Source organism: Terriglobia bacterium, assembly GCA_032252755.1.
Lineage (GTDB): Bacteria > Acidobacteriota > Terriglobia > Terriglobales > Acidobacteriaceae > JAVUPY01.
Genome location: JAVUPY010000067.1, coordinates 70,011 through 83,817, shown reverse-complemented (window position 1 = coordinate 83,817; position 13,807 = coordinate 70,011). Strand labels below are relative to the sequence as shown.

Annotated in this window: 5 protein-coding genes and 1 pseudogene; 2 read left to right on the top strand and 4 right to left on the bottom strand. The window is 55.5% G+C overall.

Going from position 1 to position 13,807, the window contains the following annotated elements; translation table 11 throughout:
* Positions 1-107: 107 nt before the first annotated feature.
* Positions 108-209 (bottom strand): annotated as a pseudogene (locus ROO76_16515) (N(G),N(G)-dimethylarginine dimethylaminohydrolase).
* Positions 210-494: 285 nt separating this feature from the next.
* Here ROO76_16515 and ROO76_16510 point away from each other — a divergent pair.
* Positions 495-1,115 carry a PEP-CTERM sorting domain-containing protein gene (locus tag ROO76_16510; GenBank protein ID MDT8069766.1) on the top strand — a complete coding sequence of 207 codons (621 nt, stop codon included), beginning with the start codon at positions 495-497 and terminating at the stop codon, positions 1,113-1,115.
* Between the two features lie 44 nt (positions 1,116-1,159).
* Here the strand turns inward: ROO76_16510 and ROO76_16505 are convergent, their stop codons facing one another.
* The 3 genes from ROO76_16505 to ROO76_16495 form a co-directional block, all read right to left on the bottom strand.
* A complete protein-coding gene (locus tag ROO76_16505) occupies positions 1,160-1,885 on the bottom strand; it encodes a 4'-phosphopantetheinyl transferase superfamily protein (GenBank protein ID MDT8069765.1) in 726 nt (241 codons plus the stop codon).
* On the bottom strand, positions 1,882-9,051 hold the full coding sequence (locus ROO76_16500) for an amino acid adenylation domain-containing protein (protein ID MDT8069764.1): 7,170 nt from the start codon (positions 9,049-9,051) through the stop codon (positions 1,882-1,884). Before ROO76_16500 ends, ROO76_16505 begins: the two co-directional genes overlap by 4 nt.
* Before the next feature lie 178 nt (positions 9,052-9,229).
* Positions 9,230-9,880 carry a response regulator transcription factor gene (locus ROO76_16495; protein MDT8069763.1) on the bottom strand — a complete coding sequence of 217 codons (651 nt, stop codon included), beginning with the start codon at positions 9,878-9,880 and terminating at the stop codon, positions 9,230-9,232.
* A 635-nt stretch (positions 9,881-10,515) separates the two neighbouring features.
* Between ROO76_16495 and ROO76_16490 the strand changes: the two genes are divergently transcribed.
* On the top strand, positions 10,516-13,716 hold the full coding sequence (locus ROO76_16490; GenBank protein MDT8069762.1) for a putative Ig domain-containing protein: 3,201 nt from the start codon (positions 10,516-10,518) through the stop codon (positions 13,714-13,716).
* Positions 13,717-13,807 lie beyond the last annotated feature (91 nt).

Here is a 13,807-nt window from a genome sequence, read left to right as displayed (position 1 = left end):
AACTACGCCGACTTGCAGCAATCCGAATTCAGCGAAATTGCGCCCGTTGAGCGGCAGATACTCGAGTTCGCGTTGCTCAAGGAGTTTGCCCAGTGCCGTTGCGAGATGGCTACTTCGCCCCGGCGGCTAGGTGCTCCCGGTTGACACAGAATTGCCGCGCGCGAAGCCACGATCGCGGTATCTTCCACGAATGTGGAATCAGGGTAGTCGGGGAACTGCGACTCTAGCAACTGGCCGTTCTAGCGATAGTCGCCGTCAGAATCTGTGGCTGCGGCCACCTTACCTTTACTGCCTCCATCAGCAGACCCGTACACCCCGACGGTACCATTCCCAGTGCAAGCTTTTGCACATCTCCCTTTGCAAGCCGGCGTTAAGCAGCTCAAACCCCATCTAAGTCATTGAAAAACAATGGTAATCATTCGTTTGCTTATGGCGAGCAACATGCACTAGCTCAGGGCGGCGGTTTCAACTGTCGAGGGGGAAGGATTTCGCGAATGAAGAAGCTCTTGGTGGTTTTGTTGTTAATATGTGCTGCAAGCTGGGCCTTTGCTGATACGGCTCAGATTACGACCGTTTCTGCACCTTATGGGCAGGCCGGTCCATACAAGTTCAACGTCCAGCAGTCTAATCCGGCGTATCCCTCAGGGAATCAGTGGCTCGTTTGCTGGTCTGACCAGAACGAGATCTCCATCGGCGAGAGTTGGACGGCGAACGTTTACACAATTGCCGATGTGCCAGTGGCTGGTCCCTTCAACCAGACTACGCAGTCGTACACCGAGATTGCTTGGCTGGCTTGGCAATTGGTGCAGCATCCGGGCGATATCGACTTGCAGGTAGCAATTTGGCAGGTCGCGGGACTGACCGGCACTACCTTCCAGGGTCAGTTCAATCAGGCGGATGTTGATCAGGACATTGCTGACGCACTCGCAGCGATTGAAGGTGGTTACAACGCCTCCAATGCCCTGTTCTATCTGCCGGTCAACTCAGATGGGCAGTTTATTACTGATGGACCTCAGCCTCTAGTTGGCTTCGTTCCTGAACCGGGTAGCCTGTTCCTTCTTGGAACTGGTATCCTCGGCGCAGCGGGCGCGATTCGCCGTCGCTTTCTGATCTGACGAAATGTTCCTACTAGCTCAGGCCGCCCTCGCGGGCGGCTTTTTCATGTCAAATTGATCAAGCGTTGCGGCGACATAGTCCAATAACTCACAGGCACAGACGGTCCCTCGATCGCGAGAGCCCCTGCGTATCCGTTTGGAAATCGGAACGAAAGCAAAGAAACACCGCCGAACACCGACTCAGCGTCGTGGCAACCTATAGTTAAGGCGGCCAAGTCGGACGAGAGTCCAGTTCCCTTGCACTTCGCGTAGGCTTCCTTTTTTGTCCATCCCCGAAAGAATGCCGCTGTTCGTTCTGTCTGCCCGCGCTGGTTGAGATAGTGCAGCTCTTCCTGTCCAAACACCTGTCTGGCAGTATCGTCATCGCACAGCTCGGGATCAGAGCGTTCCAGGTCAATTCCAACGGCTGTGCCGCGGGCAATAATGCAGGCTGCGCTCCGCTGCGAATGGCTCAGGTTGAATTGGAGATCAGTTGCGTGAATGAGCTGATCGAGGCACGGCTTTCCACCCGTCGAGACGGAAAACCGCACTGCCGAAGCTGGGATTGGCAGACACGATCCGAGCACCCGCCGCAGGAAGATGTGCGATCCAATATAGGTTAATTTTGAGTCTTCCGTCTTGAATCGATCAGCGCGGTTCTGTTCTGCTTCGGAAAGAACTTGGGAACCGTCCGCGAAATCACTTACCTCCGAGAAATTGCAGAACCAGACGTGAGCCTCGTCCTGCCGAACCTCGAGGTCCGCCGGCGCTGCCTGCCAAATGGGTTTCATGCGTAGGTCACGTCGGTCGTACGCCGTTTTCTTGACGTGGAATCCGAAGCAGCATCCAACGCCGTCTTGAGGTGCTCTGCAAGCAGATCGATATTCGGCGGCTTTAAGAGCGTAACGTGGTCCCCGGGAATCTCCCTGCAGTCGCAACGGCCCTCTGTCAGGTCTTTCCATTCCCACGCAAGATCCCAATACTTGCCGACTGGCCGTTCTGCTGCCTGGAAGAACAGCAACGGCCCATCATACGGCTTGAGAACGTGATCAACGATCGACAGGTGCAGAATTCGATTGCCCTCCTCGCCCCCTGACGATTCCGACCGCGCTTCATTTTCATATGCGCTCTGCCACTTGTTCCTGGTCAGCCGCTTCGAAAATTCCTGAAAACGTTCCCGCAGGTATGCCGGCCATTTCGATGGGCTTCTGCGCACCAATCGCGACAAGTGGAATGTCTCGCGCTGAATCCGTGCAACCACCTCTCCCACTTTCGAAAAGCTCTTCCTACTCGACGGGGTTGCGGCATCCACGAGCACGAGCAGTCCGACGTCGGCCCCCTGCGCTCGTAATTGCTGCGCGGTTTCGTAAGCGAGCAGTCCCTCGTAACACCAGCCTGCCAGATGATAGGGTCCGGTCGGGTGATTTTTCAGAATCCGTCCTGCCAGGACCGCCGCCACTGCTTCAAGTCGGAACGGTGGTTTCAACGCTGCCCATTCCTCCGGTTCAAGAGACACCGAAATGAGCGCACGATCGGGTTGCAGCCATTTCGCAATCGGCCGCAGGAAGGTCCCCCCACCGACCCACAATAGAGGTGGCTGTGAAGCACCGCCCGGTTTTGCGAGCGCCGACTGATTCCGAACAAGGGGCGCGAGTTCTTCAATGGTCGAATATTGGAAAATTGACGCGATCGGCAGCTTGACACCGAACATTCGCTCGATCCGAGCCAAAAGCTTGGTAGCCAAAAGTGAGTGACCGCCTAATTCGAAAAAGTCCTGGTCGACCCCTATGGGAGCAATCCCCAGCACATTCTCCCAAATTGGCTTAAGCTTCGCCTCGACGGCATCGTGCGGAGCAGCAATTGCGTCTTTGACGAGTTGTCCGCTCGGCTCCGGAAGAGCAGCTTTGTCGATTTTTCCATTCTTCGAAATCGGCAGTTCGGACAGAAAAACGTACTGCGCCGGGATCATGTAGTCCGGCAAACTCTCTCGCAGGTACTCGCGCAGCTTTGGACCGGTTACCTCACGCCCATTCTTTGCAACCACGTACGCAACCAGTCGCTTATTAGCACCTTCACCGATTACGACTACCGCGACGGAGTTGACACCTTCATTGCCGGCGATTGCCGTTTCGATCTCTCCCAACTCGATCCGGAATCCCCGGATTTTCACCTGGTCGTCGCTGCGTCCAAGGAATTCGATCGTACCGTCATTCAGCCATCGGCAAATGTCTCCGGTGCGGTAAAGCCTGCGCGTTCGCCCACCCAGGTTTACGGAAACGAACTTCTGTGCCGTCAGTTCAGGACGATTCACGTATCCGATCGCAAGGCCATCGCCCCCCAAATAGAGTTCTCCGGGAACTCCGATCGGGACCATCTCCATTCTCCCATTCAGAATGAGTGCGTCGGTGTTTGCGATAGGTTTCCCAATCGGAATACTGGATCGCGTCTTAAGGGTTTCCGCACTGATCCGGTGGCAGCAGGAGAAGGTCGTGTTTTCCGTTGGCCCATATCCGTTGATCAATTGCGTCTGTTTCAGCGTCTTGAAAGCCTTGCGGACATGCGGCACAGACAGGGCTTCTCCACCGGCAAGAAGTTGACGCACGGGAGCCAGAGCTTCCAGTGATTCATCGATGATGATGTTAAATAGTGACGAGGTAAGCCATAAAGTGGACACACCGTGCGCCTTGACGGTTGCTCCGACCTGCTCGGCATCTATGCGCGACCCCGAGAACAGAACGCAGGTGCCTCCGTGCAGTAACGCGGCCCATATCTCCAGCGTCGAAGCGTCAAATGAAAGCGGTGCCAGTTGCAGCGTCGTTTCCGACGGCCCGAATTGCGCATACTCCTGATCAAATACGAGTCGAACAATTCCCCGGTGTGGAACCTCCACCCCTTTCGGCTGCCCCGTCGATCCCGAAGTGTAGATGACGTATGCGGCTTCATCGGGACCAACCCGAATATCGAGCGCCTCCTTGGAATTGCTCTCCGTCTCGTCAGCGCGAACGATTCGTCGATCCGCTGGAACCCGATCGATCATGTCCGGCGTGGTGAGCACCGCCGCGAGTTCGCAATCGCGCGAAATAAACTCGATTCGCTGCCTTGGGTAGTCCTTGTCGAGGGGCACGTAGGCAGCACCCAACTTCAGGACTGACAGCATGGATGCGATTGTCTCGAACGATCGGCGCATCAGAAGTCCAACGCGCTTTCCCGGACCGATTCCCACGGCATGAAGCGCCCTGGCGAGTTGGTTGGCGCGTTCATCCAATTCCCTGTAACAGTACTGCCGGTCACCCGCGACGATAGCTATCGAATCAGGAGAGCGCTCCACGACCGCCTCGAAAATCTCGTGAACCGCCTTATCCGGATACGGACGAGAGTTCTGCCCCCAGCGCAGCAACTGCTCACGCTCTACCGTAGATATCATTTCGAGCTGCGAAACTCTCACGTCCGGAGAAGCCATTGCGGCACGTACGAAATTTTCAAAATGCTCCGCAAAGCGAACCACGGTTTCGTGCTCAAACAAGTCAGTATTGACGTTGTAGACAATCCGCAGCCGAGGCTTGAACTCAACGGAGATGCTCATATCGAATTTCGCCAGGCGCTCGTCGATGTCCTCCTGCACAACCGACAGTGCCCCGAAATCCGTGTTCTCATCCGGTGTGTTCTGAACTGCAAGAATCACCTGGAATACCGGCGTATGACTCAAACTGCGTTCTGGTTGCAGAGCCTGCACCAGCTTCTCAAATGGCAGATCCTGGTTCTGGTACGCCTCAAGCGTCTTTTCGCGAATCCGATTCAGAACCTCCCGAAAAGTGGGATCATCCGAGAAATCGCAGCGCAATGCCAGCGTATTCACAAAGAACCCAATCAGCGGCTCGAGATCTACCCTCGTCCGATTCGCGATTGGCGCGCCCACCACAATATCGGTTTGTCCCGTCCTGCGATGGAGCACTGTTTCGAGCCCAGCAAGCAAGGTCATGAACAGCGTGACACGCTCCTTGCGGTTGAAGCGGTTTAGTTCCGCTTCGAATTCCGCGCTCATCGGAACTATGTACCGTTCACCACCATACGTTTGCCGGGCGCCGCGCGGACGATCGGTAAGCATCAGCGGATTATTGGGTGCGCCTTTCAGCTGACGAGTCCAGAAGTCGAGCTGCTGTTCGAAGACTTTGCCACTCAGAAATTCCCGTTGCCATGCAGCGAAATCCGCATACTGAACCGGAAGTCGCGGAAGATTCGGCTCCAAGCCACGAACATAAGCGCGGTAGGCGGCACTAAGCTCCTGCTGAAGGATTGGCATCGACCACCCGTCAGCCGCAATGTGGTGCACAACAATCAGCATGTAGTGCGTGTCCGGACGCACCCGATAGAGTGCGGCACGAATCATCGCATCGTTCGCCAGGTCGAAAGGCCGGAGTATTTCTCGCCGGGCGGCATCGTGCAGTTCCGAGTGCGAGAGGTTTGCGGCATCGACGATTGGGAACTCATACCTTTCTACCGGCAGAACCATCTGAACCGGCGCGCCATCCCGCGACCGGAAGACCGTGCGCAGACTCTCATGCCTGTCCAGCACAAACTCAAAGGACTTCCGGAGAGCGTCTTCATCTATATCACCGGTTAGTTTCAGCCAGACGGGAATGTTATACGTCGCGTTATCCGGTTCAAGTTGGTGCAGGAACCAAAGCCGTTCCTGGGCAAACGACAACTTTGACGCTTCACCGGGCGACCGTTTCTGTCGTGGTATCCCCCGTTCCGCCGGACCGTTTTCTTCCACAGCCTGCGGAGTCGTCTTGACTGATGCCTGTCTTGCCCCAACCCCGACACACTCCAACTCCTCTATCTTCATCGCCGGATTCTTCACCGCACCGCTCAGAATCGTCCGGAAATCGCTCAGGATGCGTTCCGCTGATTCACGCCGGAAGAGGTCCTGGTTGTAGTGAAGCAAGAATCTCATTCCGCTCTTGCCTGGCCGGATATCGAAGTGCAAGTCGTATTGCGAATATCCGGATTCGAACTCGAACGGTTCCGCTGCGATCCCCTCAATCCTCAACTCCGCCGAAGGATGATTGCGGTATTCGAACATGATCTGAAACAGCGGGGAATGCGCAAGACTTCTTTCCGGAGCCATTCCTTCGACCAGTTTTTCGAATGGAAAATCCTGATGATCGAGCGCTCTCAGCGTGGTCGTACGGACATTCGTCACCAGTTCCTTGAAATTGCAACCGGTCTCGACCCCGGTACGAAGTACCACCAGATTAACGAAAAGCCCGACCATTTCTTCTGATTCGGCAGTGAGTCGTCCCGAGGTTGGCGTCCCCACAACGCATTCGTTGGAATCGCAATATCGTGACGTGAGGGCGCTGAATGCAGCCAGCAGCACCATGAATGGCGTGGCGCCAAGTTCGTTTGCTATGACCGACACCTTCGCCGAGGTCTCAGAATCCAGCACCAACCCGACATTTCCACCACGATAACTCTGTCGCGAAGGCCGATTGAAGTCCGTCGGAAAACGGTGAACCGACGGGATGCCCCGCAGTTCCTGTTTCCACCATTCCAGCATCTCGTCGAAGTGCTCGGAGCCACGCGTCACCTGCCAGGAGGCATAATCGGGGTAGTCAAGCCCCGGCAACTCTTTGGTGATTCCCCGGTAGGCTTCGGCAAGGTCGTTCAGGAATGGCGCTTGTGATGTCGCATCAAACGCGATGTGATGTGTGACGCACAGCAGAACGTGATCCTCGGGTCCAAGCTTCGATAATCCAGCCCGCAACATCAGGTCTGAAGCGAGAGCAAAGGGCTTGCGCACTTCTCCCCGAGCCCAATCGACTGCGGCCGCAATCCGATGCTCTTCACTGTGCCGCTGAAGGTCCACGATCGAAATCGCGACCGGGCGGAAGTTCCCGATCGTCTGCACCGGAACCCCATCGCGCAATTTGTAATTCGTTCGCAAGCTCTCATGACGATCCACTACCGCCGTTAGGCTTTGCTGTATCCGGAATACGTCCAGCGGCCCCCTGAGCCGAATTGCAAATGCACGGTTGTAGACAGGACTGTCACCCGCATATTGAGACGCAAACCACATCCGCCGTTGCGGGAACGAAAGTGGGATGTCTCCCGAACGGTCAACCCTCACCATGGTCGGAAGATGCGAATTCGACTGGTGCTCTCCAAGCCATTCCGACAACGCACAGATCGTCGGAAGCTCAAACAGGCGCGGCATGGAAACTTCGACTCCGAATCGCCGCCGAATTCGCCCGATTAACTGCGCGGCCAGAATCGAATCGCCACCGACCTCAAAGAAATTCTCATTAACGGAAGATTGCTTTCTTCCGAGCACATCACTCCACAACTCTGCTAATGCCGCCTCAGTCTCATTGCGGGGAGCAACGAATTCAGCCGATCCCCGATCCACCGCCTGATTATCCAGTCCTAGTACGCCCGCCAGCCCAATCCGCTGCGGTTTCCCTGTAGCGCCTGTCGGAAGCTTGTCCAGAAAAACAATACGCCGCGGCACCTTGAAATCTGCGGTCAGTCCAGCCAGGTATTCGCGTATCTCCAACTCCGTTACGCTCTCGCCCGGCTTCAAAACCACAGCCGCACCAACGTCCTCGCCGAGCTTTTCATCAGGAATAGCAAACGCGAGCGCCTGCGCAACCGCCGGATGAGATAACAGCAAATCATCGATCTCTCGGGGCGATATCTTCTCTCCGCCCCGATTGATCAGTTCCTTGATCCGGCCGGTCAGAAACAGATACCCATCCGAATCCATATAGCCCTGATCGCCCGTCCGAAACCATCCATCGACGAATGATTTCCGATTCGCCTCGGGATTGCCCTCGTACCCCAGAGTGACGCTCGGCCCTCGCACCACGATTTCGCCGGTTTGCATCGAGGGTAGCAAATGCCCTGCGCCATCCATGATCCCAAGTTCAGTGCCGGTCGCAACTCCCACCGAGCCCGGCTTTCGCACTCGCGGGGGCAGAGGATTGCTCGCCATCTGGTGCGACGCCTCCGTCATCCCATAGGCCTCAATGACCGGAACACCGAACGTCTTCTCCAACTCGGCCATAACGGACGGAGAAAGCGCCGACGAACACGAACGGATGAAGCGCAACCGGTTACCTCGGATGACCTCCTCGTTTTCCTCCGCTCTCGCAAGAATCGCTTGGTGCATCGTCGGCACTGATGAATACCAGGTTGGATGAAGGTCCTTCATCCACTCAAAGAATTGCCTGGCCTGAAAACCGGGCATGCAGATCACGCTTCCACCCGCGGACAACGAGGACAAGACCGCACCTACTAAACCGTGGATGTGGAAGAGCGGCATGGTGTTCAGGCAGCGATCGGCGGAAGTGAGTGCCAGAGAATGGCTTATGTTCGCTGCCGACGCCACGAGGTTCGAGTGCGAGATAGGCACCATCTTAGGGCGGGAGGTGGTGCCGGACGTGTGCAACACAAGCGCGATATCGTGGGCTTCGGCCAGCCTAATTTCCGCCGTGGAATCGGCGGATTCTAGATCAAAATAGCCAGCCTTGGCTCCCGAGATTCGACGCAACTCGACCATTCGAAGGCGAAGCGATTTTGCGATGTCGCGAGCCGGAGAATCCAAATCGGAGTCAACGACAACTAGTTTGGGCTTCAGATCAGAAAGATAGAACTCGAAATCGCTGGAGCGATAACGCGGATTCAAAGGAGCGCAGGTTGCGACGGAAGCGCAGCCGAGAAAGAGGGTCGCCATTTCTGGCGAGTCGGGCACAACGGTAGCAACCTTGTCGCCCACGTTAATTCCCAAAGACGTGAGCGATCCGGCGACTCTCCTAACTTGTTGCGAAACGTCCTCGTAGGTTGCGGGAAGATTTTCCGGGCCAAGCAAGGCAATGGCTTCCGGCGCGGACTGAGTCGCGTCGATGAGCCCGGTGTAAACAGTCCCGCCCGCACCGGCAGATTGAGAGTGGCCCATTGGTCCCGTAGATCCCCCTTAGCTTCGGGTGCACATACAAAGGCTTCTGGCGCCGAATGGAGTTTACCGCACCTTCGGGGGACAAAGAGAGAAAGCTCCGGTCAAACAAAGACTTCCGTAACACCCTGCAACGTTACTAGCTCTGCGGCCAGTTTATTGAAAGCAGATCAATAACTTATCACTGAATGCGACGGCTTGCGGCTGATGCAGCTACCGAACCAGGTGCTTGTGAGCCTTGTTGGTACCAGAGCAAGATCAGGTCCGCTCTGCGCTGGACTTTAAACTTGCTCAACAAGTTAGAGACGTGGAATTTTACGGTCCGCTCGGAAATATTCAGTTTGCTCGCAATCTCTTTGTTGGACATATTCGACAATAGGCAATCAACAATGTCCTTCTCTCGCCGGCTGACTTCCACTTGATTCAGTCGTCCCAGTTCCTTGCGCCGGGAGCGAGTGATCACAGAATCGACGAAGCTTGCGAGCAGCGTTCTTGGAACCCAGTAACCGCCGGCAGCGACCTTCTCGAGGGCAAGCCCGAGCTGCTGGTTGATGAGGTCATGTGTGATCAGGCCCTTCACGCCGATGCCGAGCATGGGAAACGCGGTTTTCTCCGTCCATTCGCCTGCCAAAACCAGAAACTTGGCATCCAAATTCGCCAGTAGCACCTGGTTTACGAGCTGCTCGGTACCACCCGTTACACTCTCCGCGTCAATCACATACACATCCGCAGCAGGGATACCCGGATTGCTTCCAGCCTCTAAGTCTGAAAGTTTTCTCACAGCAACTAAGAAAAGCGACTGTTGCAAGAGCCGATTCAGTTCCTGCAGCACGATCGCATGCCCCGACAGGAGACAAACCGAAATTTTTCGGGTTGGAGGAGAGTTCCGCACTGGCATTTAGAGTACCGAAAAAAGGTCCTCCATTCAATGTAAAGAGAGCCTCGCAAGGAAGCATTTGAATCCCTGATGGGACCGAATCCCCCTTTCGATTTGCGACGCAAGACCGCAGCCGACGTCACTCCTGTCCTTAAGTACAGGCAAACGCAAGGAGAACAGGTCGATTCACCTGTCCCTATTCAGTGCTTCAGGTCAGTAGTTATCGCGGTACGTAATCCTTACTCTGACCTCCAGACCGCATCGGCCCTGGAGGCTCCCCTATGGGATTGGGTAAACGGCTCCTCATAACCGGATCGCTCGTAACTCTCATTCTTTGTTTCGTCGCGTGTGGCGGAAATGTCTCGGCGGCAGGTCCCAGTGGCACTAATCCCCAAATTTTCGCAGTTTCACCCAATACAGCGCACGTGGCTACGAATATTACGTTAAGAATTCAAGGTCAGAACTTTATTCCCGAAAGCCAAGTTGTCTGGGACGGCGTTACAAAAGCAACGACCTTCGTCTCGCCGAACTTGTTGATAGCCAGAATCAGTTCTACTGATGTTGCCCACCCTACCACCGCGACTGTATACGTGAACGATCCGAGAAGCAGCATTAAGTCCAACACGAGTCATGTGAAGGTTGTCTCTCCTTTGTCGATTACGAGCACGGCGCTCGCCAACGCGGTCTTGGGGGCTGGATATAGCACCTCGTTGACTGCCACGGGTGGCAAACACCCCTACACGTGGGGTGCGGGAACAGCTCTTCCGCCGGGATTGACTCTATCGTCATCCGGGGCACTGAGTGGTACACCTACACAGGCCGGCAGTTACAGTTTTGTCGCGACGCTACGGGACAACAGCAATCCCAGTCTTACAACTTCCGCAACGGTTTCCCTCAATGTCGTTTCTGGCGCTTCGACACTCTCGGCAACTTCGCAGACTTTGCCTGGAGCGACAACTGGAACCCCGTATAGCGCGGCTTTGACACTATCCGGCGGACAATCGCCTTACACTTGGTCCGCCAGTACTTCGATGCCTGCGGGGCTGACATTAAGTTCAGCAGGCGTGGTAAGCGGCACACCAACAGCGGCCGGCACCTTCGGTTTCAATGCAGTTGTAAAGGACTCTTCCTCGCCGGCTCAAAGCAGCTCAGCCGCGTACAAACTCACGGTAACGACTGCGGCCGCGCCTCTCATAGTTGCAACGTCATCTCTGCCGAGCGGAACGAGCGGAACAAGTTATTCGACGACACTAAGCGCGAGCGGCGGTATGAGTCCGTACACGTGGTCAGCAACCACCGCGCTACCGGCAGGTTTGACACTAAACTCGAACGGCGTTCTGTCTGGGACCCCGAGCACATCCGGCACATTCAGCCTTGGGTTCAAGGTCACGGATACGGCATCACCAGCGCAGACGGCCAACGCTACGCTCTCGCTGAATATAGCCTCCGCCCCCTCTGCACCACTCTCAATCTCGACCACCTCGGTGCCGAACGCGACGAGCGGACAGGGGTACAACGTCACGTTGATGGCGACAGGCGGCAGCACTCCTTATACGTGGTCGCAAACCGGCTTGCCGGCAGGACTCTCTATGAGTTCCGGTGGCGTTATTTCCGGTACCCCCACCTCATCCGGAACCTTCAGCTTTACCGCAAAGGTGACTGACACCTCGAGCACGACACAGACGTCGAGCAAGGCTCTGTCTATTACTGTGGCAGCGGCTGCGCCCACGAACCCCTTAAGCATCACCACGTCGGCGTTGCCAGGCGGCACCGTCGGTTCGAACTACTCTGCAACGGTACAAGCCACGGGCGGAACCGGAGCCTATACCTGGAACGTTACGTCCGGCGCACTGCCCTCTGGCGTGACCCTGAGCGCGACAACCGGCCAACTCAGCGGAACCCCCGGCACCGCAGCCCAATATAACTTCACCCTGCAGGTAACCGACTCGGCCTCACCGGCAAATACCAGCAGCAAGAGTTATAGCGTTACGATCGCAAATAGTTCAGCCAGTTCTGGAACTAGCAATGGCATCTGGATGACGGCTGGTGTAGCACCGGCTCTGGCGGGTGAGATCCGCCACTTCATTGCTCACTCGGATGCCTACGGTGTCAAGTGGTCCGCCAGTGGAGATGGAGGCTGCGGAGTCTTCGCCCAAACGCCCACGCCTCCGACCACGACTGAGGCTTACTTCAATACCACAGGGTGCCCTGTCGGCACCGTAACTATCACAGCAACGTCGATTTCAAATACGACTAAATACGCAAGCTATCCCATCGAAATCGTTTCTAGTCTGCCCTACCCAGTTGGTAATCCGCTGAACGGCTCGCGGCTCTATCAGTCCAGCATTCTGTATAGTGCCCTCAACAGTTGGGCGAATGCCTCGACCACGAATTATGGATGGTGGGTGATCGATCACGTCGACGCGGGTGCAAACAACCAACAACTAGCCCCAGTCGTGAAAGCGCTCGCTCCTGACTTCGACTACGGCGCCTACATGCTTTGGGAAACTCAGATAACTGAGTTCTCGACGAGCCATCCGGACACTTTTGTTGCGTCGATGATCAACTACTGCAACAACACACTCCACACAGACCCTGAGAATGCCTTCTATCACTACTATTCGGACACCACCATTAAGCTCCCCAACCTTGGTGTACCAGAGTGCAGTGGTCAAAACCTCACGATTCCAGGTTGGGGCGGGGGAAGTGCTTCTCAGCGCAGCCAGTCAAGAGCGCAGCTATGCGTCTATGACTCTAGACGCTACGTGATGAATCATTCAGACAGCAGCTGCTACCAACCGTTCGTGAAATACAGGTATGACGCACTGAATTCGACCGGGCTGTACCGCGGAGTTTGGGTGGACGAAGCAGACACAACGCCGACAAGTTATTACGATGTACTTGTCGGAAAAAACCCATGTCCGACCTCGGGCTGCACTAAGTTCCAGCCGCCAATTGCGGGAACAGGCGCCATTGCGGAATTGGGCAATCAAACCTACTCGCAGTTACAGGGCTCAGTCAGCTACATCAACGGGCTTAACTCGCTGGCAAGCAGTATGCACAATGCCAATAACAGCGATTTCATGTCGTTTGGCAATGCCGCGCAAACATTGACCCTGGGAACTGAGAAGTGGATGAAATCGATCAAGGGTGTGTACTTCGAAAATGGGTACATGAATCCTGGCCATGTGGGCGATTACGCAGGTGTCTATTGGAACTACATCGACAAAATGATCGATGATGGTATCTTCGTCGCGACTTCACAGAATCGTGAGGGGGTTCCGACAACCAACAACTTCACGGTTGGCAACTATCGATCTGGCGTAGAACGAATGAACATGTGGTACCTGGGAGGGTACTGGATACTTTCCCGTAACGGTCTGCTAGCAATTGAACCGGCCAACACATTCGTTGGCGATAACTCCGGCGGCGACTTTACAAAACGGTACTGGGACGCAATCGGCTATGATATTGGCCGACCTATTGCTTCCCGAGACACAGTCGACTGTGGCACCTCCGATAAAAGATGTCTTGCGAACACGGGGACGGATAGCAATGGGAAGGGCTATCGTCTCTGGCGTCGAGACTACTCCAAAGGTATCGTTCTCATCGCTGTTCCGGCAAACGGATACGATTTCCTCTATGATGGAACAGCATACGTCAGCGTCGGCAAGAACTGCGGTGGGTCGGGAGATGGAACCTGCCACATCCTGTATCAAGACGGGACTAAGGGACCTGCGGTGGATGGCGTTAACATTCACAATGCAGAGGCACTTGTACTGGTCCCGTAACTTCACCCTGTTTTTGCAGTATTCGCAAGGCTGGCAAACCATTGTTTGCCGGCCTTTTTATGTGAAAGGCTCGGTCGTAAATGAGGAAAAC

What these genes read in the sequence shown, in the direction of transcription:
- ROO76_16510 (MDT8069766.1), top strand. Translation starts at nt 495, where the DNA reads ATGAAGAAGCTCTTGGTGGTTTTGTTGTTAATATGTGCTGCAAGCTGG.
- ROO76_16505 (MDT8069765.1), bottom strand. Translation starts at nt 1,885, where the DNA reads ATGAAACCCATTTGGCAGGCAGCGCCGGCGGACCTCGAGGTTCGGCAG.
- ROO76_16500 (MDT8069764.1), bottom strand. Translation starts at nt 9,051, where the DNA reads ATGGGCCACTCTCAATCTGCCGGTGCGGGCGGGACTGTTTACACCGGG.